The sequence below is a fragment of the Archangium sp. genome, assembly GCF_036388035.1.
Lineage (GTDB): Bacteria > Myxococcota > Myxococcia > Myxococcales > Myxococcaceae > Archangium.
This window is the reverse complement of record NZ_DASVSO010000914.1, coordinates 1-22431: the sequence shown is the minus strand read 5'-3', so window position 1 is coordinate 22431 and position 22431 is coordinate 1. Positions and strand designations below refer to the sequence as shown.

Sequence of the window (22431 nt, the reverse complement as noted above, 5' to 3'; positions counted from 1 at the left end):
GCCCAGATAGGAGGAGACGGGGTCACGGAAGCAGGACGGTCTACCCGAGCGGTTCGCGAACCTGGGACTGGAGGGGCCACTCGGCAATCCGTGCGGAAGTCGGAGTTGGGCTCCCCAGAGCCTTGATCGCCTCGCGGCGCATGGGGTGAAGATGGGGGCATGCTCAATCGCTTCCTGGAACCCCGGGTCGAAGCCGCCTACACCTTCCTTCGGATCGTCGCGGGGCTCATGTTCGCCTTCCACGGCGTTCAGAAGCTCTTCGGGGTGCTGACGGAGTTCCAGCCGCCGGTCGGCTCCCAGCTCTGGCTGGGCGGACTCATCGAGTTCGTCACGGGCCTGGCCATCGCGGCCGGCGCCTTCACGGTCTGGGCCGCCTTCCTCGCGAGTGGGACCATGGCGGTCGCCTACATCCAGTTTCACTGGAAGCTCGGCTTTGGCGCGCAGTTCTTCCCGGCGGTGAACAAGGGAGAGCTGGCGCTCCTGTACTGCCTGCTGTTCCTCTACATCGCCTGTCGCGGCGCAGGCCGGTGGAGCGTGGATCGCCGGGGAGCTGGACCCGCCCGCGCGTAGCACGAGCCGTCGCTCACCTGCTCGGCGCGTCCACGCCCGCGATGCGCCGCAGGGTCGCCGTCTCCTCGGCCTTCGTCCGCTGGCCCGCGGCGACGGCCATGGTGGCTTGTTCCCATCGACGAACGGGTGGTTGCTGACGACGTGGAAGAGGTACGCCACCGCCATCTCCCACACGCCCTGATGAACGTACTGGCCCCCGAACGTCGCCTGGGGCTGGGAGATGGCGGACTCCAGTAGCCCGGCCTCCCTCACGCCCTCGCCCCCACCAAAGCGGGCGAGCTGCAGCGGGTGGATGCCCAGCACGTCCTCCAGCGAGAGGAAGTCCGGAGTCACTGGGCCAGCTTCCTCAAGGTCTCGGCGTGCGCGTCCATCATCTTCTCGGTGGCCCGTCGCACACGCGAGCGCCGATCCTCCGCGCGCACGGGACGGATGATGAGCGACGTCCCATCCGTCTCCACCTCCAGCGGCATGTCCTTGTCGATGCCCAGCTTGTCGAGCAGGGTCTTGTCGAGGATGAGCCCCAGGCTGTCGCCGATGGCGGTCAGCGTCTTGGTCATGTGGTCCGCTCTGGATGGGACCTTAATGGAACACGGCGAGCACCGCGCCGCCAAGACCCACCGAGCTCGGCGAGCAATCCACAGGCCACCTTCCAGCCACAGCGACAGGGCATGGGCGCTGCGGAGGTGACCGGCCACACGCACGCATCCGACGGAAAGCCGCTGGAGTTCCCGCTGCCCGTGCTGCGTGAAGTACCGGCAGCGCCGCAACGACAGACACTGGGAGTGAGGCTCCAGAGCCGGCCATGGAACAGACTCGGCTGTAAGGGCCCCGGAAAGCGGTTCAGCCTCAGCGGTTCCGGAGCCACTCCAGCTCGGACAACTTCCATCTGGTCTATTCGCAGCTTTCGTGCGGGCAGTGCCTGCACCGGGCTCAGCACCACGCTTTGTGTGGTGGCCCCCGTTGGGCCAGCATGGGAGGCTGCGAGCGCAGCGTGTAATGGCGTGTAATCGCATTCTCAAGCGGCCTGCCATACACATCCTCGGCTGTTCTTGGTGCTCGGTCCTTGCTGGTCAGCCCTCCATGTTCACCGCTGTGGAGCCTACATGCGCAACTGGATTCTGATTTCCGCTTCATTAGTTTTGTTCGTAGGGTTGCACGCCAGCGCCCAACCGGCGCCCCCTGCTCCTCTTGCACCGCCGCCTGCGGTACCTGCCCCTGCCGCGCTGCCGCCCGGCGCGGATCCGACGTTATACGGGCTGCTCAACGCTGGAGATTCGGCCAAGCAACTCGCCCGAGCCTGCCAAACCCCAGCGCATGCCGACACGATAGGCTGCCTTGAGCTGGTCAAGGTGTGCTCCACCCCTACGTACAAGGACACCGTGGCCTGCAAGACCGCGCCGGCTGCTGCTGTCGTCGAGGTCAACCCGCAGCCGATTGCCAATCCCAATGCGCTTCCGCCTAAGGTCAAGGAAGCCATCGAAAATTGCCGCGATGAGCTTGACTGTAAGACCATGGCCGACTTCAGGCGTAAGTACGAGAAGCCTGGGTACATGGAGCTGGCGGCGTGGTGCCTCGACCGTGTGTTGAGCGGCAATCCGGAGAGCTTCTCAGCCACCGGGCTGCGTCGGGCGACACGGGTTTGCGAGGCCGTGGCCAACGATGCGAACGGCGGTAATGGATTGCAGAACGTCAACTACGTCGCGCTGACTGGCCTGCTGGAGGAGGTGAGCAAGACAGGTTTGGACTGCAGTGGCTTCGGTCTCACCCTTCCCTTCCTTCGCATTCGTCGCCCTGGAAACGGCACCGTGGACGTCAGCGGACCAGTGAGTGCGGGCGTGGGTGGTGGGTACTACCACGCATTCACTTGTGACGAGCGCTCCACCTTGGGTATGAACATGTTTGCCTACTCGGAGGGGCTGGATCTGACGAAGGGCACGGCCCAGTTTGGCGTGGGCGTGAGCGTGGGGGCCACCGCCTTTAAGGTGTTCCGCTTCGGAGTAGGCCTCGGCTACGACTTGTTCCGCCTGAGTTCCGACGGCGACGGCAACAAGACGTACAACGGTCTGCTGGTCGGCAGAAGCCTGGGCGCGCCAAGCATCAGCTACATGATAACTCTTGATGTTCATCTGTCCGGCTCCGACAAGGCGGAAGGGAAGGAGTCCACCGACAAGGACAAGGAGAAGTGAGCTGACGCGGGCTGGGCGATTTGGACCTTCTTGTGGCTTGGTCTTTCCCCCAGCTCAAAACGAAGGAAGGGAGCGCTCGTGCCTGCGGAGCACGGCCTCCCCCGGTGGAGCCTGGAATTAGAAACCGAGGTGCAGGAATGTGGCCAATGCGCGCTGCCAGTTTCCTCTCTTGGTTCCTCCCGTCACAAGGGCACACTGGGACACTCAAGCCAGCTCAGCCAGGTTGTTCGGTGGGACCGCGTTCTGCCGGCCCGATGGGAGCCGGTACGCTCGGAGCCGTGGTCTCTCGTGGGGACGAGCTGTACATCCTGAGCAACAGCCACGTGCTGGTTCCCAGCAATGTCTTGGAACCTAAGACGCTCATCTACCAGCCGGGACCGGTGGACGATCCCGGTGGCAGGCCCATCGCGGAGTTGGTGGAGTTGTCGGACTTCGTCCCCCTTACCCCCACCCACGTCAACTACGTGGACTGCGCCGTGGCGCGCATCCTCGACCGCAAGGATGTCAGCGCGAAATTCATCGCTCCAGTAAAGCTGCGCTCGCATGAACCCTTGCCGCCAAAAGAGAACATGGTGGTGGAGTTTTCCGGACGCAGTACGCCACATGGTCGCGGCGTGATTAAAACCCTCAACCAGTGCTGTCGCCTCGAATACGAAGGCCTCGGGGAGATTCTCTTCGATGGTTTGCTCTGGCTCCAGAGCGAGAACGGCAAGAGGCTCGGCCTGATGGGAGACTCCGGAGCGCTCCTGATCAACCCCAGCTCGGGTCAAGCCGTGGCGCTGCTCGTGGCCGTCAACTTCTCCGGAGCTTACGCCATTCCGATTGAGCGGGTGTTGACCGCCCTGAAAGTGAAATTGGTGGTGCCATGAGTAAGCCTGGAGAGGCTGGGGCGCAATCCGTTGAGACCGTGCCGAAGAAAAACAAGCAGTCTCAGGCCAATGAGTTCAAGCCCTATCGCTTCGAAGAAGTGGCCGCTCAGCGCGCTCCTGGAAAGCAGCAATTCCGTCCGCCAGGCGAAGCAACGGTTCAGGCCGGGATATTTCTGAGTCGGCTTGGGTTTGATACGAACGACCAGGAAAAACTCCTGGAGGGTCCACTGGGTGTTTTGCTGGTCAAGCATGCCACGGAATATCAGCTCAATATCAAATGGTACGAGCAAGAGTTGCTTGCCAAGCAGAACTTCCAGAAGCGCCAAACTCGTTTGATTGTGTTCGTCACCTTATTGGCGATCCTCGCCACTATCATAGCAAGCTTCGCCCAGGTCGGTTGGAGTGGTCAGTTGACCTTGGTAATCACTGCGGTCTTCGCGGTGATGCGACTCTTTGCCGCCTGGACCGATGTGAAGGCTCAAATAGGTATCTTCTGGGAGGCGGCCTCAAATCTGAAGGAGAGGCTTTACACGTTCGAGCAAGCTTGGCGTGGCAAGGGCACGCAGTGGATAAAAGATTCGAGGCACACCTGGGAGTTCCGCGCAGCACTTGAGGAGCAAATCCGGTTAGCCCGGTTGGAGGTGCGCAAGGAGCGCACGGCCTTCTTCCAAACGCTAAAGTCACCGTCCGAGGTATTGGATATGGCCGTATCGCTATGGCAGGGAGTACAGCGTGCCGGCCAGGAGACAACCCAGGCGCGACTGCATGCGAAAACCGCATTGGACACAGCCGAGGCCCGGACGCCAGCCACACCCGAAGTTTCCGCGTTAGAGGCAGCCTATCAGCTTGCGAAGTTGCGCTTTGTGCAAGCGGAGCAGACCCTCGAACGATTGAAGAACTCTGGGCAGCCTCCGGAAATGATCAACGCCGCTCATGAGGAAGTTCTCGCAGCAGAATCCTCAATGTCGGAGGCCAATCACGCTTTGGCTACTCGCCTGATTCGTGGAGGGTCGCTCAAATGAATCGTTGAGCAGACATCTGCCAGAACCACCCGGCCCCCGCAGGGCACGGGAAAAGCTCACACCGAGGCGACGGTTACTCCAATTCCTGGCAGAGCCTCCACCCAGGACACGGAAGAGAAACCAGCCTCCGCAAAGAGTTGCAGGAATTCTTCGCCCGTGCGGTGACGCACGAACCCCGGGTCCGCCAGCTCCGAGATGGGCCGGGCCAGCTCGACGAACCACTTGGGCCCCGCGTCCGCCACGAAGACCCGTCCTCCCGGCGCCAGCACCCGGCGGAAGGCGCGCACCGCGGCCTCTCCGTCCGGGTAGTGGTGGAAGGAGAGGCAACACACGATGGCGTCGAAGTACCCCTCGAAGGCCTCGGGCGGCTTCGCCACGTCCGCCTGGAAGAAGGCCATGTTGTGGCACTCCGCCTGCTGCGCTGCGCGCCAGGCCGTCTCCACCATGCCTCGTGACAGGTCCGCCGCCACCACCTCGCCCTCGGGCACCAGCTTCGCCAGCCGCAGCGCCGCTCCCCCGGGCCCCGCCGAGGGGTCCAGCACCCGGGCCCTCGGCGAGAGCGGCTTCATCAGCTCCACCACCTCGTCGATGATCGGCTCCGAGAACGGCCGCACCACCGCCTCGTACAGGCCCGCCACCCGGTCGAAATCCTTCACTTCCCCGTAGCCCGCCGGCTCCTCCGCCAGCAGCACCGGCTCGCGGTGCCGCCTCGACAGCTCCGGCCCTCCCCCTCCCGCGACTCCCGGCACCAGGGGCGCTCCCAGCGTCGTCGGCGCGTACAGGCCCAGCCGCTTCAGCGCTCGCGCCGGCTCGAAGACATGCACCCGCCAGGACAACAGCGACAGCGCCATCGCCTGGTCCAGCAAGGAGCGCTCCCACGGCATGTCACCCACGTTGGTCTCCCCCCTCCGCTGTCCTTCCACTCCCAGGCACGGCGTTGACGCAATGTACCAGGAGGCCCTCGGCCCGCGTCCTGTTGCTGACCGCTGAATTCTGGCGGAGTGTCTCCTCGCGACGCTGTAATGCTTCGGGCACCTCTCCTCGTTCCGCCACCCCGCCAGGCCCCCCCATGCGCCAACCCGCGTCCTTCGTCGGTACCGGCCGTTTCGAGATGCGTACCCTCCTGGGCGAGGGCGCCACGGGCCGCGTCTACCGGGTCCTCGACCGCGAGACTTCCCGCGACGTCGCCCTCAAGACGCTGCGCCTGCCTCCGGCCGAGGCCCTCTACCGGCTCAAGCAGGAGTTCCGCGCTCGCGCCGGCATCGTCCACCCCAACCTCCTCCAGCTCCACGAGCTGTTCGTCGAGGGCGACGCGTGCTTCTTCACCATGGAAGCCCTCGAGGGCGTGGACTTCCTCCACTGGTCTCGCGGGGGGCTCGGCCTCGGCGGCTCGGGTGGCTCGACGCTCGACGCCTCCACCGGTGAAGCGCCCTCCTCCAGCGCCCCGCCTCCTCCCCTCGCCCCCCTTCCCGAAGGCACCGAGGCCTCGTGGGCGCGGCTGCGCCAGGGGTTCGTGCAGCTCTGCCACGCCCTGCGCGCCTTGCACTCCGCGGGCCTCGTCCATCGCGACATCAAGCCCTCCAACGTGCTCGTCACTCCGCACGAGCGCGTCGTCGTCCTCGACTTCGGCCTCACCTCCACGCTCCACTCGCCCCGCCCCGAGCACCCCCGGCCTCGCAGGCCCGTGGGCACCCCGGCCTATATGGCTCCCGAGCAGGTGACGGGCGGCCCCGTGACTCCCGCCGCCGACCTCTACGCCCTCGGCGCCATGCTCTACGAGGTGCTCACCGGCGCGCCTCCCTTCGCCGTGCTCGGCGGCAGCCCCCTGGAGCACAAGGTGCTCCGGTCCCCGCCCCCCGTGCTCGAGCTGGCGCCCCGCGCTCCCGAGGACCTGGCCCGGCTCGCCATGGAGCTGCTCGCGCTCGACCCGGCCCAGCGCCCGGGCGTGGACGTGTGCTCGGCCCGGCTCGCTCCCGGCTCCCGCGCGCTCCCCCTCCCGGCCATCGACTCCGCTCCGGGCCCCCTCTTCGTGGGCCGTGCCCCCGAGCTGGCGGCCCTCGCCCAGGCGCTCGACACGGTGGCCTCGCGGCGCCAGCAGGTGACGGTCCACCTCCATGGCCCCTCCGGCATCGGCAAGTCCTCGCTGGTGCGGCACTTCCTCGCGCGCCAGCCGCCGGACCGCGCGCCCCTCGTCCTCCAGGGACGCTGTCACCCCCAGGAGCGCGTCCCCTACGCGGCCCTCGATGCCTCCATCGACGCGCTCGCCCGCCACCTGGAGGCCCTGCCCGCTTCCGAGGCCGCCGCGCTGGTGCCCTCGCGCGCCTCGGCCCTCGTCCGCCTCTTCCCCGTGCTGGGACGGCTGGCCGCCTTCCAGCGCGAGCCCGTCCCCACTCCCCTCCCCGACGCGGCCGAGCTGCGGCGCCAGGGTGCCCAGGCCCTGCGCGAGCTGCTCGAGCGCCTCGCCCGGGGGCCTCGCCCGCTGGTGCTGTGGCTCGATGACGTGCAGTGGGGGGATACCGACTCGGCGCCCCTCTTCGAGGAGCTGCTGCGCACTCCGGCTCCGCCCGTGCTGCTGGTGCTCACCTGGCGCGGCGAGGACCGCGACGGAAGCCCCCTGCTGCGCCGCCTGCTGGAGCTGACGCGGCCCGGCGGGGACTCCCACGCCGTGGAGCTGGCGCTGGGGGCGCTCCCGTCCGAGGAGGTGGAGGCACTGGCCTCGGCCCTGCTCGGCCCGGCCGGCCTCGGCTCCCAGGTGCGCGCCGTCGTCACCCAGGCCGAGGGCAACCCCTTCCTCGCCCGCGAGCTGGCGCACCACGTCGGCGCGCACGCCGTCCGCGAGGGCTCCGGGGCCCCGGGGGAAACCCAGGTGGACGTGGCCCGGCTGCTGCTCGAGCGCATCCAGTCCCTCCCCGAGGAGGAGCGCGCCGTGCTGGAGGTGGCCTCCCTGGCCGGGCGTCCCCTGGCACGCGGCATCGCCCTCCAGGCCGCGGGGCTGGGCGAGGGTGGCCGGGTGCGGGTGGCCTCGCTGCGGGACTCGGGCCTGCTGCGCGAGGTGCCGGGCGCTGGAGAGCCGGGCATTGGCGCCTACCATGACCGCATCCGCGAGGCGCTGCTGGCCACACTGCCCGCCGGGACGCGGGCGCTGCGGCATCGCGCCGTGGCCGAGGCCCTCACCGCGCGCGGCTCCGAGGACGACGAGGCCCTGCTGCTGCACTGGGAGGGCGCGGGAGAGCCGCTCCGGGCCGGGCCTCATGCGGTGCGCTCGGCCGAGCGGGCCGCCCGGGCCCTCGCCTTCGAGAACGCCGCCGCGCTCTACCGCAAGGCGCTGGAGCTGCTGGGGACGCGAGCGGATCGCCCCCTCCTCCTGGAGCGGCTCGCCGAGGCGCTCGCCAACCAGGGCCGGTCCGAGGACGCGGCCCACCACTACCTGGAGGCGGCCCGCGCGCTGGGCGGCGCGCTGGAGCTGCCCCGGGTGAGGGACCTCCAGCGGCGCGCGTCCGAGCAGTACCTCAAGAGTGGCCGCTTCGACGAAGGCTGGCGCGAGCTGCACCCCGTGCTGCGGGCGCTCGGCGTGTCCGTGCCCGGCTCCTTCGGCTCGGCGGTGTGGGCGGGGACGTGGCGCCGGCTGCTCTTCCTCTCCCGGCCGGTGCACCTGGAGGCGCTGACGCCCCTGGCGGACGCCTCCACCGAGCGGCACCGCCTGGAGGTGCTGTGGTCGGCCTGCACGAGCTGGACGATGGTCAACCCCATGCTCTCGGACGCCTTCCGGATGATGCACCTGCTGGGCGCGCGGCGGCTGGGGGATGCCACCCTGCTGAGCCGGGCCATGGCGCTGGAGGCCACCATGGAGCTGCACACGGGGGGCGCTTTGATGGAGGCCAGCGCCGCACGGCTGCTGGGCAAGGTGCGCGCGCAGGTGGAGCGCACGGGCGGGCCGTATGACCGGGCGTGGTACGGACTGGCGCTCGTCAACCAGGGCTATACCCGGGGCCACTGGCGCCAGGTGGTGGAGGAGAGTGAGCGCGCCGAGGCGCTCTTCCGCGAGCAGTGCCCCGGCAGCGACTGGGAGCGCGTCACCCTGGCCATCTTCCACCACCATGCCCTGGCCATGCGGGGCCAGCTGCGGCACCTGGGCGAGCGCCTGGAGTCCTTCCACCGGGAAGCCCTCTACCGGGGAGACCTGCACGCGCGGTGCGAGGCGTACCTCGGGGAGCCCGTGGTGGCGTGGCTGGCGAGGGACAAGGCGGACGAGGCGCGGGCGCGGGCCGAGGAAGGCATGGCGGCCCAGTCCCCGCGCACGGCCTCCTGGCCGGAGAATGCCTACCGGCGCCAGCACTTCGCGCACCTGATCGCCGCCGTGTACACGGCGCACTACCGCGCGGAGCCCTGGCCCGCCTGGCGGGCCGTGCTGGAGCAGTGGGAGCCGCTGCGAGGCTCCTTCATGCTGGCGATGCGCACCACCGGGTTGAACCTGCGGCACATGCGCGCCCGGGCGGCGCTGGCGGCCGCGGCCTCGCTCCAGGGCGGTGGCAGCGCGCCTGGGGACCTGGCCTCGCGCTGGGGAAGGCCCGCGCTGCTGGCGGACGTGCGCGCCCAGGTGCGTGCCCTCGACAAGGACTCCCTGGGCTGTGCCCGGCCCCTGGGCTGCCTGGTGCGCGCGGGGCTCGCGTGGCAGGAGGCGGACGTCCCCGAGGCCCGGCGTCGGCTGGAGGAGGCCGTGGAGGGCTTCGCCCGCGAGGACATGGCCCTCTACCGCGAGGCGGCCCGGTATGCCCTGGGGGCCGTGCGCGGCGGCCCCGAGGGGCAGGCGCTCCAGCACCAGGCCCGCGAGTGGATGGAGGCGGAGGGCGTCGTGCGCCCCGGAGCGCTGGCGGCCGCGCTGGTGCCCGGCGTGGCCGCCTGGCCCGAGGCACTGCGCGCTCAATAACCCCGGGGAGGGCGCGCGGCCTCCAGCACCGTGCGCAGGTGCCGCAACGCGGCCAGCAGTCCCTGCGTGGCCTGGGGCGCCGCGGCGCCGCTCGAGGCCACCGCTTTGAGGAGCTGGTCGAAGGCCTCCCCCATCCCGGAGGTTTTGGAGAGCAGCGACGGCAGGACCTCCAGGCCCAGCGCGTCCATGGGGTGGGGACGCCCCCGCTGGAAGTTCTCGTCATCCTGCTGTTGCAACAGCTCGAAGTCCGGCAGCTCGTTCTGCTCGGGGTCCCAGATGCGGCAGTAGTCCCCCTGGGGTGAGGTGGGGAAGAGGCCTCGCTCGTAGGGATTGAGGACGCTCGGGCCCGGCTCCCGGGACTCGCGCCACACCTCCTGCCGCGCGGAGGCATGGTGTGCGGTGTAGTGGTCGAGAATGGCATTCACCGCGTGCCGGGCGGACTCGTTGGCGGACTCCATGGTGGTCATCCGCGTGAAGGTCTTCAGGTAGGTCCCCGCGAACACGAGCCGGTCGTAGTGCACCGGGTAGCCTCCATGGGGGGCCTGCCACACCTTCTCCTCATAGGGCAGGCGAGGGGCGGGATCGGACTCGGGCGAGGGATCCCACGGCTGGGGGCCGGGCCGGTGCTTCCAGTCTCCCACGATGGGGACGAGATAGGGCGCGGTGTTGCGGAGCAGCTTCCGGGGCCTGTCCTGGCCCACGAGGCTCTCGAACTCGAGGCTCTCGTCGATGTGGACCCAGTCGGGCTCCGGGAGGACCGAGCCGTCGAGACTCCGTCCGGACTCGCGCGTGCTCAGCGAGACCCGGAGCTGGCGGAGCACCTCGTCCCGGAGCTGCTCGGGCGTGCACTCACAGGCGGGGATGCCCAGGTACTTGGAGGGCGTGTTCCAGTCCCCGATGTCCACGCTGAGAATGGATTGATAGGGGTTGAGCGAGGAACCGGTGGGCCGCTCGCGCCAGACCAGATGGCTGCAGATGGCGGACAGCCCCCACTCGGCGTCCACGCAATAGATATAGCCATCGAAGACATTCACGTGCTTCTGGAAGAAGAACTGGATGCCGGCGATGGTCTGGAGCCGGTCCCAGGGCTTCCTCCTGGACACATCCTTCGGATCTCTCAAGGTGGACGCGTCCGAGCCCTCCTCCTTCGGCACCCGGTGGGCATAGGCGTGGAGCTGCCGGGACATCGTGTCGTTCAGGTACCGCGTCGCCGCGGCCGCCGAGCACAGGTCCGTGGCGACGACGAAATACGCGTCCCGGTCCCCCGCCTCCGCGCCATGTGTCACCTCGGACTTCCCGGTGTTCAGCTCGTCCGGAGGGAACAACCGCACCCGCGCCTCGAGCCGTCCGTGCTCCTGCGTGAAGTACAGGAGCTCCCCGTGGTGGAACTCCACCTCCAGTTCCTCCAGGTACCTGCGCCAGTGGGTGAACCACGCCTCCGTGGTGGGCCCGTTCAAGATGCAGTTGTCGTGCTCGGTGGGAACGAGCGCCTGGGTGAGGAGCTGCACGTAGGTGTTGCCGCAGGTGCGCGCATCCCCATTGGCGCCATCGAACGCGGCCAGCACCCGGCTCGAGGACTGAACCAGGTGCTCGAAGGCCTCGCTGTAATGGTACGAGCGGGTGCCCGTGCTCGACTCGCGCCCCTCCAGGTACTCCCACCACGACAGCTCCTCCATCTCCCTGGCCCGGCGCCGTGAGCTGGAGGTCATGTAGCGCAGGACGCGCAACGAGAACTGGAGCAGGTCCTGGGAGCTGATCCGCAGGCTGGCCAGGTTGCGCCGGTTGTAGTCGGCGCGCGAGAGCGCGGCGCCAGGCGGGGACGGCGTCCAGCTCATGATGAAGGGAGCGCCGCGCTCGCTGAAGATGCCAATCTCCGGGAGGGCAACGAGGTTGTCCAGGACGGTTCCCCCCGGGGGTCGGCCAGGGGCCGCCTGGAGGGGGATGCGGCGCATGCTGTCGAAGACGTGGCGGTAGTACGACGGGAAGAAGCGGTAGCCATGCTCTCCGGGCAGCTGCGGACGAAAGAAGATGACGCGGATCCAGTTGCGCAGGGAGGGAGCGAAGCCGGCCGTGGCGTAGGTGTTGAGAAACCCGCCGGTCTTCGTATAGACCTGCACGTGCTCCGCGAGGCGAACGCCCGCGAAGTGCTCCCGAAGAATCTCGACGGCCCGGTTGGCCAGCTCGTCGGCCGATTCATCAGCGACGGCGGCGACTCCGCCCCGCCTCTCCCCGGCCATCCCCCGCATCGCGGCCAGACCCGAGGCGACGAAGGATTGGACCAGGATCCGCACATCGGTCAGCTCGCCGGTTTCCGTATGGAATTGCTTATGGACGATGAGGTCCTTGACGTACTGGACGGCGACCTCCAGGACGGCCTGTGACGTGTCCGAGAGTCGCAGGGAGCCGCTCTCGCGCGTGAACTCCAGCCAGCACTCGGGGAAATTGCCTCCGGCGTCCGTCATCTGCACCGGCTGGGTGACCCTCAGATCGGTGGCGAGTGCCCGATCGACGCGCTCCTGCGACTCACCCTGCCTCCGTTGCTTGTTCGTCTCATAGCTCCTGTGGAGGTAGTAGAGCGGATCGATGGAGGGAAGGAGCGTTTGAAGGGTGGACCTGAGAAGAAAGGCGAGCGCGCCAGGGAGCAGCCCGCTCCTGGCGAACTCGGAGACCTCCTTCAGGCATGCCATCCGGAACCTGCCTCGTCTATCGATGGCGAACGCCCTCGTCAGCGCCGACGCGAGCGACTGCCTCGCCTTCTTTCTCGCGAGTCCCTCGACATACTGAGAGTCCAGACAGGCCCTCGCCTCTCCCACGAAGGTCCTCAACGAGAGAGGTGTCTTGGACAGCACCGCCAGGATGCGCGTCTCCAGCAATTCTTTCTTGAGGGCCTTCGTGAAGGCGAGCAGGTTGTCGCCATAGAGCACATTCCCGAGAGCCTCCAGGAGAGCCGACGCCGTGTCCTCGGCCGCCGCGTCCTTGGACGTCAACAGGAACTCCCAGAGCATCTCGAAGAATCTCTCCAGCAGCTTGCTCGCTTCTTTGTCACAGGCCAGCCAACTCTCCGCCGCATCCCGGGATTCGGGCTGGTGGAGCTGCTCGACCAACCGCCCCAGGGGCTCCACATGGAAATAGAGTTCCTGCTTCGAGGTGGTCGCGAAGTACTGGGTGCGAGCCATTCCTCCCAATGACGGTTGATCCAATATCCCCCGGGGGCCCAGCGCCCGCTCCTGCTCGTACAGGTGCACCTTGAAACCCCGGATGGCCAGCTCGTGGGCCGCGGTCATCCCCGCCACGCCGCCGCCGTAGACATACACGGTAGGTTTCGTGCCTTCCTCTCCGACTGGGGGTCTCTGCTTGGACTTCAATGGCATCTCGGCACCTGCTCCCGCCAGCGGGGTTCAAGGAGAAATCATGGACTCGGAGCCCCCGCTTCGCGCAAGCGGCGCAGCAGTGGAGCGAAGCCGGGACACCGCACGGCGCCCTGCACGTAGACCCCCAGTCCCTCATGGAGCCGCAGCAGCGTGTCCAGCGGCCCCACCACCTCCACCGCGTCCGTGAGCACGGCCTCGGTGAGGGATTGTCTGTCATCCAGCACGTCGAGCACGGTGCGCCTCCGGGTGGTGACCCGGGCCACCTCCTCACCGCTGGGAGGCCACACCCAGGCCCGCCGGGAGGAGAACGCGGCGGAGAAGCGCTCTCCCTCCACCTCCAGCAACACCGACAGCCCCGCCAACCGCTCGCACATCCGCGTGTAGGCCTCCCGGTGCGCCCGGGCGAGCACCTCGAAGGACTCGGCCAGCAGGCCGGCCACCCGCGCCTCAGCCACGGACGAACTCGAAGACGGCGGGCCCCGCCATGTCCACCGCCTCGCCGCGCACCCGCCCCTGCAAGGACACCGGGCCGAGCACCTCGTGGATGGCGGTGAGCTGCTCCAGCGAGCCCTCTGCGGGCAACAGCAGCCGCGCGGCGTGCTGGGGCGTGAAGGTCAGCCGCAGCTCGTCCCCACGCCCCCGCGCATGCACCTCCACCACGCGCGGCAGGTCCGCCGCCGTACCGGGCGCCAGCAAGGAGAGTGGCCGCGGCAGGCTGAAGGTCCGTCCGGGCTGGAAGCAGCAGGGCGTGGAGAAGCGCAGCTCCTCGTCGCGGAAGACACGCAGCGACTCGCCGCCGCCCCAGAGGAAGAGGGCCTGGTAGCGCGCGGCCGTGCGCCGCCGGTCCGCCATGCGCACCAGCACCGCGCTCCACGGGTTGGACGCCTCCAGCGGCACCGCCGAGCCCCACTCCCAGCAGAAGTCATCCCCCCAGCGGAAGTGTCCCCAGTTGTGGTCATGGTAGGCCGGTGCCCCCTCCACCCGCACGGTGCGGCTGCCCAGGGTGACGGTGCCCCGTGCCTCCAGCCTCGGGAGGAAGAGCCACGAGATGGGCCGCTGGGGCGCCAGCAGGTGCTGCGCCGAGAGGGCGGGAAGCGTGACGGGGACGAGCTCCAGCTCGACGGACACCGGACGCTCGCGCAGCGCCACCGTGAGGTGCCAGGTGCCTTCCTCGAAGCGCAAGGTGTTGCGGCCGAAGCGGGCGTGCAGGTGTCCCGCCTCCACCTCCACCTCCTCGTCCTCGAAGCGCTCCACGTCTCCTTCCCAGCCCCCCTCGCCGTGCGCCATGACGATGAGGCGCGCCACCTCGACGGAGTCCGAGCGGCCCGGCCGCGGCTCGTCCAGGAGGCTGAAGTTGACGAGCAGGTTCATTCCCTCGGTGTGGACGATGAAGTGCTGCCACTCCTTGTGCTCGCCCCTCCCGCCCAGCCGCGAGGGTGAGCGCCGGAAGTAGTCCGTGTCCGCCAGCAGCCTGGCGAGGTGTTTCGGGTCGGGCCGGGGCGGGAGCATGGGCTCGGGGCGAAGGCTCAGCGCAGCAGCTCGCGAAGGCTCGGGAGCGCGGCTGGCGCCGTGGGAGCCTCCGTCCGCTCGGGAGCACCCGCCGCGGCCCTCAGCGGCTCCAGGGTGTTCATCAACGTGCGCCGCACGGAGACCAGCCCGAGCAGCAGCAGCACCCGCCGCTCGTCCGCCTCGGCCAGCGCGCCAGGCGCTTGCGCTGGGACACCGGGGGGCGCCTCCGGCAGCAAGGGCTCGAGCCGGCGCGACACCGAGAGGAGCCCCAGCAACAGGTGCAGGACGGTGTCGTGGTCGGCGAAATCCGCGCGCAGCTCCTCAAGGAGCGCCATGGCCGTCCCTCGCGCTCGCATCGCGCAGCCGGCGCAGCAGCGCCTCCACGTCGGACGAGGAGGCCGCCCGGAAGAGCGCCTCCAGGTACGCGGAGGGCACCACCGTGGACTGCTCCTCCTCCAGGAGGTTGAGCGAGAGGACGTCCCAGAGCAGCCGCCCGTTGCGCACCAGCTCCGAGCTGGCCAGGGCGGCCTTCCACGCGGCGCCCTCGGGAGTCGTGGCGAAGCGCCGTCCCTCGGCCATGAGCGCGGAGAAGGCGGCCTGCGCCGACAGCGGGTGCTGGAGCAGCACCCCCTGCAGCCTCCGCAGCAGCTCCACCTGCTCCCCCTCCTCGGAGCCCTCCGCCGCGCCCTCCCGCGCCCCGGGCAGCGGCATCCGCTCGCCCACGAGTCGTTGGATGCGGCGCAGCTCCTCGAACACCAGGGCCTGCATGCGCACGGAATCGAGGAGGGACGGAGGAGCGCCGGAGTCGGCCATCACTTCACGCGCTGGAGGACGTAGGAGAGCAGCGCTTGTAACAGATGGCGATGCTCCGAAGGAAGGAGCCAGCCCTCGCACGCGGTGAAGGACTGCTCGGCCCGCCGCAGCCACTCCCGGGCCACCCGGCGCGCGTAGTCCAGGCTGCCGTGGCGATGGATGAGCTCGAGCAGGAAACCCACCTGCTCCGGCGTCTTCTCCTCCGCGCGAGGCTGGGACTCGGCCAGCGCGTGGCGGAGCCGCTCACGGCCCTCGGGGGTGAGCTCGCCCCGGCTCACGAGCTGCTCGAGCAAGGGCTCCAGCTCGGGGCCTCGCGGCAGTGGCAGGGCACCGGGCCGGGGCAGGGAGAGGATGCGCTCGGCCTCGGCCCGCTCCCGCGCGCTGGCATGCCGCATCATGTGCAACAGCATGAGGGTGCGCTTGCCCTCCCACAGGTCGCCGCCGATCTCCTTGCCATACGCCCCCACCTCACCGCTCAGGTTGAGCACGTCGTCCTGGATCTGGAAGGCAATGCCCAGACAGCGGGCGAACTCCGCGAGCTGCTCCGTGCGCCGCGCGTCTTGCCGGGCGGCGATGGCTCCGAGGGTGACGGGGGTGATGAAGCTGTACCAGCACGTCTTCTGCTCCACCATGTGGACGTAGTCCTCGTCCTCCAGCGCCCACTGTCCGCGGCGGATCCACTCCAGCTCGAGCGCCTGACCCTCCGCGGACTCGCGCGCCATGCGCGCCACCGCCTGGAGGATGCGCAGCGAGGGCCCCAGCCCGATGAAGCCGATGTTGTCCAGCAGCGGCTGCAGCGAGAGCGCCAGCATGGCATCCCCCACGTTGATGGCCACCGGCACGCCGTGCAGGTGGTGCAGCGTGGGGCGACCCCGGCGCAGCTGGGACTCATCCTCGATGTCGTCGTGGATGAGGAAGGCGTTGTGGTACAGCTCGAGCGCGGCCGCCGGGCGCAGTGCCGCCTCCAGCGTGCCGCCCAGCGCGCGACAGGTGGCGATGCAGAGCGCGGGCCTCAGGCCCTTGGCCTCGCGCAGGGGGTACTCGAGCATCAGCTCGTAGAGGAAGGCGGCCTGGGGGCGCTCCGCGGGCACCATCCGGCGGATCTCCTCGATGACTCGGGTGCGACATTCCTCCAGGTAGCCGGTCAACAGGGCGCTCGCGCCAGATGTGTCGGGCACCGTGAAGACGGTAGCATGGGGCTCACCGCACCATGGGAATTCTCACTCAGACGGAGGGCAGGCGCAGGTTCTCGCTCGGAGGCAGATGCCTGTTGGGACGGCACCCGGCGTGTGACGTCCGCCTGGAAGACGCGCGTGTCTCCGGGGAGCATGCCAGTCTTCACTGGCGGGGAGACACGTGGGAGCTGCGAGACCTGGGCAGCAAGAATGGCACCTTCCTCGAGGGGCGGCGGCTGGTGCCCGGGGAGCGGGTAGCACTCCAGGCGGGCCAGTCCTTCCTGCTGGGCCCCAGCGGGACAGGCTTCCAACTGGTGGATGCGGGCCCCCCCGCGGCACGGGCCCGGCATGCCACGAGCGGGCGAGTCCAGGAGAGCGCGGGCTCGCTGCTGGTGTTGCCGGATGACGAGCACCCCCTGGCCAGCATCTTCCTGGAGGGCAGTGGGCGCTGGCTCCTGGAGTCCTGCGAGGAGCGGCGTCACGTGGCCGACCAGGAGCGGCTTCTCCTGGGAGGAGAGGAATGGGTGCTGGAGCTGCCCTCGGCCACGACGGAGACGCTCGAGGGCGACGTGTCCGGCCTGGAAAGCCTCCACCTGAAGATTGGCGTCAGTCGCGACGAGGAGCACGTGGTGGTGACGCTCGTGCACGGCAACCAGCACACGGTGCTGGCTCCCCGCTCCCACCATTATCTGCTCGCGACGCTGGCGCGCATCCGGCTGAAGGAGCACGAGCTGCCGGAGGCCGAGCGGGGCTGGGTGGAGCGGGACATGCTCTGTCAGATGCTGGCGACGGATAGCAACAAGCTGAACGTGGACATCCACCGGGTGCGCAAGCAGCTGAGCACCCTGGGCATCCAGGACGCCGCGAGCATCGTGGAGCGTCGGTCAGGTACTGGCCAGCTGCGGCTGGGGGTGCGCAGCGTGGAGGTCTTCTCCCTCTGAATCTCGGAGTACGCTCGCGCCCCATGAGCACTCGAGCGACGAGCATCTGGGGCTGGGGCTACGCGGACAAGTTCCCCGACATCGCGACCCGGCGCGCCCTCGGGGAGCAGGTGTCCGCGATGCTCGGCGGCCCCGCCCTGGCGCCTCGCGAGCCCACTCCGCTCGAGGCCCTGCGACTGCCTCACCCCCGCGTCGCTCCGCCCGAGTCCCTCGCGGCCCTGTGCTCGGCCGAGGACGCGGACCGGGCCGCGCACACCTATGGCAAGGGCTATGGGGACCTCGTGCGCGGCTTCCACGGGGACTTCTCCCCGGCGCCCGACTTCGTCGCCCACCCCCGCTCCGAGGACGAGGTGCGCGCCGTGATGGACTGGTGCGGCGACAACCGCGTGGCCCTCATCCCCTTCGGGGGCGGCACCAGCGTCGTGCGCGGCGTGGAGGCCGCCATCGGCAGTGGCTTTCAAGGCGCCGTGTCGCTCGACATGCGCCGCATGGACCGCGTCCTCGAGGTGGACCCCGTCTCGCGCGCCGCCCGCATCCAGGCGGGCGCCACCGGCCCCGTGCTCGAGGCGCAGCTCGCCTCCCACGGCCTCACCCTGCGCCACTTCCCGCAGTCCTTCGAGTTCTCCACCCTCGGCGGGTGGATCGCCACGCGCGCCGGGGGCCACTTCGCCACGCTCTACACGCACATCGACGACCTGGTGCAGTCCACCCGCATGCTCACCCCGCGCGGCGTCCACGAGACGCGCCGCCTGCCCGCCTCCGGCGCGGGCCCCTCGCCGGACAGGCTCGTGCTCGGCTCCGAGGGCACGCTCGGCGTCATCACCGAGGCCTGGGTGCGCCTCCAGTCCCGCCCCCTCTTCCGCGCCAGTGCCAGCGTCCACTTCACCGACTTCGCCGCCGCCGTGCGCGCCGTCCGCGAGCTGTCCCAGTCCGGCCTCCACCCCTCCAACTGCCGCCTGCTCGATGCGCAGGAGTCCTTCGTCAACGGCGTGGCGGACGATGGCTCCCACGTGCTCGTGCTCGCCTTCGAGTCCGCCGACCATCCGCTCCAGGCGTGGATGGAGCGCGCGCTCGCCCTCACCGCCTCGCACGGGGGCGAGTGCCGCGAGGGGGCCCGCTACCGCGCCGAGGAGCCCGGCGCCCAGGCGCGTGCGAGTGGGGCCGCCGAGAGCTGGCGCTCGGCCTTCATCGAGGCGCCCTACCTGCAGAACGTCATGGTGAGCCTCGGCGTCATCGCGGACACCTTCGAGACGGCCTGCACGTGGGACCGGTTCGACGCGCTCCACGGTGCCATCCTGGAGGGCATGCGCGCGGCCCTGGAGCGCGTCTGTGGCGGGGGGCTCGTGAGCTGCCGTTTCACCCACGTCTACCCGGACGGGCCCGCGCCCTATTACACGTTCATCGGCCCGGCGAGGCCCGGCGGTCAGCTGGAGCAGTGGATGGAGCTCAAGCGCGCCGCCAGCGAGGCCATCAGCGCGCACGGTGGCACCATCACCCACCACCACGCCGTGGGCCGGCTGCACCGCCCCTGGTACGACCGCGAGCGCCCCGAGCCCTTCGCCCTCGCGCTCCAGGCCGTGAAGGGGGCGCTCGACCCCCAGGGGATTCTCAACCCGGGCGTCCTCATCGGGCCCTGAGAGGCGCTCGTCAGGAGCTGCACGAGAGCGCCGAGAAGCCCGGCTTCGAGCGCGCCCATTCGGGCCGCTTCGCCGCGTAGGCCTCGCGCCCGGGTTGCTCGTCGAAGGGCCGGCGCATCACCTCGAGCAGCGCATGCACCTTGCTGTCGTCGCCATTGTGCGCGGCATCAATGGCCTCCTGCGCGAGCCAGTTGCGCAGGACGTACTTCGGATTCACCGCGTCCATCTGCCGCGCGAGCGTCTCGGGTGGCACCCCTTCGCGCCTCGTGCGCTGCCACCACGCGGCCAGCCACTCGAGCCCCTTGGCCACGTGCGCCTCCGGCGGCTCTCCATAGAAGGCGTCGCGCACCACCCGGGGCAGCTCGCGGGGAGCCGTCGGCGCGGTGACCACCTGGGACAGCCCTCGGAAGAAGAGGGTCATGTCCGTCTCGTACGCGGCCAGCCACGCGAAGCAGTCGTTCACCAGCGCGACGTCCGCCTCGTCCTCGAGGGAGGACAGCCCGAGCTTCGCGGAGAACCGCCGCGACATCTCGGCCGCGAAGGTGCGCTGGTACTCGGCCAACCCCTCGTCCACCAGCGCTTCCTCTTCCTCCAGGAGCGGCCAGAGCGCGACGCCCAGCCGCTCGATGTTCCACAGGCCGATGCTGGGCTGGTTGCCATAGCGGTAGCGGCGCTGCTCGGCATCGGTGGTGTTGGGCGTCCACCCGGGGTTGAAGTCGTCCAGCCACCCGTAGGGCCCGTAGTCGATGGTGAGGCCGAGGATGGACATGTTGTCGGTGTTCATCACCCCGTGCACGAAGCCCACCGCCTGCCAGTGCGCGATGAGCCGGGCGGTGCGGCGCGCCACCTCGCGGTAGAAGGCGGCATAGGTGGCCTTCGAGGGCTCCCCGAGCTCGGGGTAGAAGTGCTTCAGCGTGTAGTCGGCCAGCGTCTTGAGCAGCCCCACGTCACCGCGGCTGGTGCACAGCTCGAAGTTGCCGAAGCGCAGGAAGCTCGGGGCGACCCGGCAGACGATGGCACCGGGCTCGGCCTCGGGATGGCCATCGTAGAACATGTCTCGGATGACCTCGTCGCCGGTGGCCACCAGGGACAGGGCGCGGGTGGTGGACACGCCCAGGTGGTGCATGGCCTCGCTGCAGAGGAACTCGCGGATGGAGGAGCGCAGCACCGCACGTCCATCGGCTCGGCGGGAATAAGGTGTCCGACCCGCGCCCTTGAGCTGTAGCTCGTACCGCGTGCCGTTGGGGGCGAGCAATTCCCCCAACACGATGGCGCGCCCGTCGCCGAGCTGCCCCGCCCAGTTGCCGAACTGATGGCCCCCGTAGTTGGCCGCGTAGGGCACCATGCCCGGCCACAGCGCGTTGCCCCCGAGCACCTGGACGAACTCGGCGGAGCGCAGGGTCTGCTCGTCCAGGCCGAGCAGGTCCACCACCTCCTGGGCGTACGCCACCAGTCGCGGCGCCGACACGGGGGTCGGCTGCACCTTCGACCAGAGCGCGCCGAGGACCTGGCGCGAGCGCGTGTCCTGGAGCGGGTCTCCGGGAGTCGAGTCGAGAAAGCGAGATGTGAAATGAGGCATTCGAGATGCATGCCTCCGGGGAGCCGTCGATGCAATGACATCGGCCTGGCGAGTCAGGGGTCGGTCCCCGGCACCACGAGCAGGCGGGTGTCCAATAGCAGGCAGAACTCCGGGCACGGGATGAACCATTGCCTCCATCCTCCCTCCCCCTCCCCCTCCTCAACGGGGACAATGAACTCGCCGCCGTGCTCCCGCCGCCGGGGCCTGTCCGGGGGGACATTCCGAGGGGCCCACCATGTCCGCATCCATCTCCGTCAGCCCCCCATCCATCGAGTCGGGCCGTGAGGACTCCGCGGAGCAATGCGAGACCCTCGCCGCCTCGCTCCCCCCACCGGAGACCGAGACGGACACGCTGCTGGGCACGTGCATCGGCAGCTTCCGGCTCACCCGCAGGCTGGGCCAGGGTGGCATGGGCACGGTGTACCTCGGCGAGCACGAGGGCATCGGCAGTCGCGTGGCCATCAAGCTGCTCCACCGCCGGCTGGCCGGCTCGCCCCACGTGCTGCGCCGCTTCCACATGGAGGCGCGCGCGGTGAACCTCATCGGCCACGAGAACATCGTCAACATCATCGACATCAACCCCGCGCCGCCCCGGCCCTACCTCGTCATGGAGTACCTCGAGGGCGAGCCCCTCTCGGCGCTGCTCGCGCGCGGGCCCGTGCCCGCCGAGGTCGCCGTCTCCCTCATCTCCCAGGTGTGTGACGCGCTCGAGGCCACGCACGCGCGCGGCATCGTCCACCGCGATCTCAAGCCCGAGAACCTCTTCCTCCTCCAGCGCGGCCACGGCCCCGCCTTCGTCAAGGTGCTCGACTTCGGCATCGCCAAGCTGCTGGACGAGGAGCTGGGCACGGACACCGGCGAGGGCGACATCATCGGCTCGGCCGACTACATGGCGCCGGAGCAGTCCCGCGGCGAGCCCGTGGACGGACGCACCGACCTGTACGCGCTGGGCGTCATCGCCTACCAGCTCGTCACCGGCAGGCGCCCCTTCGAGGAGAAGTCCCTCACCGCGCTGCTGCTCGCCCACCAGTCCAAGAAGCCGCAGCCGCCCACCGCCCACCGCCGCGACATCCCCCCCGCCCTCTCCACCCTCATCCTCCGCGCGCTCGCCAAGGACCCCGAGGAGCGCTTCCCGAGCGCCTCGACGATGCGCGGCGCGCTCCAGGTGGTGCTCGATGGGGCGCGCGCCCGGGGCCCGGCCCTCACGCCCCCGCCCCTGGCCCCCCTCGCCGTCCACCGCCCCGCCCTCGCGCCCCTCCCCGTGCTCGTCACGCTCGGCCCCGGCTCGCCGCCCGCGCTCCTCACGTGCTCGGACCTGTCGCGCGGCGGCATGTTCCTGTGCACCGACGGGCGCCTGCCGCCGCTGCTCTCCCGGCTGGAGGTGGCCCTGCCGCACCCCGAGGGAGACCTGCGGTGCGCCTGCGAGGTGGTGCGCCACGTGCAGCCCGAGGAGGCCCACCCCTGGGGCATGGCCACCGGCTTCGGCGTGCAGTTCGTGGAGCCCTCCCTGGCCTTCCGCGCCGCGGTGGCGCACCTGATGTTGGGGCAGCCGCTGAGCACCCTGCGCCCTCCGCGAGACGCCGCCGCCGATGCCGAGGCGGAGCAGGTGCTCGCCCCCTACAGCACGCGCGGCACCGAGGACCTCTACGCCCTCCTCTCGCTGCCGCCGGACACGGGCTGCGAGGAGGTGCGGCTGCGGGCGCGCCGGGCCCAGCACGCGCTGGAGCGGCTGCGCGAGCGCCCCGTGGCCCCCGCCCTGCGCACCCGGGTGGACACCGTGCTCGAGCGCGTGCGCAAGGCCAGCGAGACGCTCAGCCAGCCCCTGCGCCGGG

17 protein-coding genes and 1 pseudogene are annotated in these 22431 nt (G+C 69.7%); 8 read left to right on the top strand and 10 right to left on the bottom strand.

The window, feature by feature from the left end:
* Positions 1-159 precede the first annotated feature (159 nt).
* Positions 160-570, top strand: a complete 411-nt coding sequence (locus VF697_RS37730; RefSeq protein ID WP_331102824.1) for a DoxX family protein — start codon at positions 160-162, stop codon at positions 568-570.
* Between the two features lie 117 nt (positions 571-687).
* Here the strand turns inward: VF697_RS37730 and VF697_RS37725 are convergent.
* Positions 688-903, bottom strand: a pseudogene (locus VF697_RS37725) (type II toxin-antitoxin system death-on-curing family toxin); the annotation flags it as partial.
* The gene (locus VF697_RS37720) at positions 900-1127 is read right to left on the bottom strand and encodes an AbrB/MazE/SpoVT family DNA-binding domain-containing protein (RefSeq protein ID WP_331102818.1); all 228 of its coding nucleotides are present in this window, start codon (positions 1125-1127) and stop codon (positions 900-902) included. The gene VF697_RS37720 and the pseudogene VF697_RS37725, both read right to left, overlap by 4 nt.
* 546 nt (positions 1128-1673) lie before the next feature.
* Between VF697_RS37720 and VF697_RS37715 the strand changes: the two genes are divergently transcribed.
* The 3 genes from VF697_RS37715 (at position 1674) to VF697_RS37705 (ending at position 4647) form a co-directional block, all read left to right on the top strand.
* Positions 1674-2756: a hypothetical protein gene (locus tag VF697_RS37715; protein WP_331102817.1), complete on the top strand. Its 1083-nt coding sequence runs from the start codon at positions 1674-1676 to the stop codon at positions 2754-2756.
* A 323-nt stretch (positions 2757-3079) separates the two neighbouring features.
* Positions 3080-3625: a hypothetical protein gene (locus VF697_RS37710; protein WP_331102816.1), complete on the top strand. Its 546-nt coding sequence runs from the start codon at positions 3080-3082 to the stop codon at positions 3623-3625.
* Positions 3622-4647 carry a hypothetical protein gene (locus VF697_RS37705; protein WP_331102815.1) on the top strand — a complete coding sequence of 342 codons (1026 nt, stop codon included), beginning with the start codon at positions 3622-3624 and terminating at the stop codon, positions 4645-4647. Before VF697_RS37710 ends, VF697_RS37705 begins: the two co-directional genes overlap by 4 nt.
* A 56-nt stretch (positions 4648-4703) precedes the next feature.
* Here the strand turns inward: VF697_RS37705 and VF697_RS37700 are convergent, their stop codons facing one another.
* Positions 4704-5531 carry a class I SAM-dependent methyltransferase gene (locus VF697_RS37700; protein WP_331102823.1) on the bottom strand — a complete coding sequence of 276 codons (828 nt, stop codon included), beginning with the start codon at positions 5529-5531 and terminating at the stop codon, positions 4704-4706.
* Between the two features lie 185 nt (positions 5532-5716).
* Here VF697_RS37700 and VF697_RS37695 point away from each other — a divergent pair, with 185 nt between their 5' ends.
* Complete coding sequence (locus VF697_RS37695; RefSeq protein ID WP_331102814.1) at positions 5717-9574, top strand: serine/threonine-protein kinase PknK; 3858 nt, start codon at positions 5717-5719, stop codon at positions 9572-9574.
* On the opposite strand, the gene VF697_RS37690 is transcribed toward VF697_RS37695, so the two are convergent.
* The 6 genes from VF697_RS37690 to VF697_RS37665 all read right to left on the bottom strand — a co-directional run bounded on the left by VF697_RS37690 (position 9568) and on the right by VF697_RS37665 (position 16445).
* Positions 9568-12888 carry an NAD(P)-binding protein gene (locus tag VF697_RS37690; RefSeq protein ID WP_331102813.1) on the bottom strand — a complete coding sequence of 1107 codons (3321 nt, stop codon included), beginning with the start codon at positions 12886-12888 and terminating at the stop codon, positions 9568-9570. The two genes, VF697_RS37695 and VF697_RS37690, sit on opposite strands and share 7 nt — an antisense overlap.
* A gap of 95 nt (positions 12889-12983) precedes the next feature.
* Entirely contained in the window at positions 12984-13400 is a 417-nt protein-coding gene (locus tag VF697_RS37685) for a sterol-binding-like protein (protein WP_331102812.1), read from the bottom strand.
* On the bottom strand, positions 13393-14454 hold the full coding sequence (locus tag VF697_RS37680) for a hypothetical protein (RefSeq protein ID WP_331102811.1): 1062 nt from the start codon (positions 14452-14454) through the stop codon (positions 13393-13395). Before VF697_RS37680 ends, VF697_RS37685 begins: the two co-directional genes overlap by 8 nt.
* Positions 14455-14471: 17 nt before the next feature.
* A complete protein-coding gene (locus VF697_RS37675; protein WP_331102810.1) occupies positions 14472-14789 on the bottom strand; it encodes a hypothetical protein in 318 nt (105 codons plus the stop codon).
* Positions 14776-15267, bottom strand: coding sequence for a hypothetical protein (locus VF697_RS37670; RefSeq protein ID WP_331102809.1), 492 nt, complete (start codon positions 15265-15267; stop codon positions 14776-14778). The genes VF697_RS37675 and VF697_RS37670 overlap by 14 nt, the downstream gene beginning before the upstream one ends.
* The gene (locus VF697_RS37665; RefSeq protein ID WP_331102808.1) at positions 15267-16445 is read right to left on the bottom strand and encodes a polyprenyl synthetase family protein; all 1179 of its coding nucleotides are present in this window, start codon (positions 16443-16445) and stop codon (positions 15267-15269) included. Before VF697_RS37665 ends, VF697_RS37670 begins: the two co-directional genes overlap by 1 nt.
* A 32-nt stretch (positions 16446-16477) precedes the next feature.
* On the opposite strand from VF697_RS37665, the gene VF697_RS37660 reads away from it, so the two are divergent.
* Positions 16478-17383 (top strand): FHA domain-containing protein, encoded by a 906-nt coding sequence (locus VF697_RS37660; protein WP_331102807.1) that lies wholly within the window; start codon positions 16478-16480, stop codon positions 17381-17383.
* A gap of 23 nt (positions 17384-17406) precedes the next feature.
* Entirely contained in the window at positions 17407-19020 is a 1614-nt protein-coding gene (locus VF697_RS37655; RefSeq protein WP_331102806.1) for an FAD-binding oxidoreductase, read from the top strand.
* Positions 19021-19030: 10 nt separating this feature from the next.
* On the opposite strand, the gene VF697_RS37650 is transcribed toward VF697_RS37655, so the two are convergent.
* Positions 19031-20599: a protein adenylyltransferase SelO gene (locus VF697_RS37650; RefSeq protein ID WP_331102805.1), complete on the bottom strand. Its 1569-nt coding sequence runs from the start codon at positions 20597-20599 to the stop codon at positions 19031-19033.
* Between the two features lie 235 nt (positions 20600-20834).
* On the opposite strand from VF697_RS37650, the gene VF697_RS37645 reads away from it, so the two are divergent.
* The coding region (locus tag VF697_RS37645; RefSeq protein ID WP_331102804.1) for a serine/threonine-protein kinase at positions 20835-22431 on the top strand (1597 nt) is incomplete at its 3' end.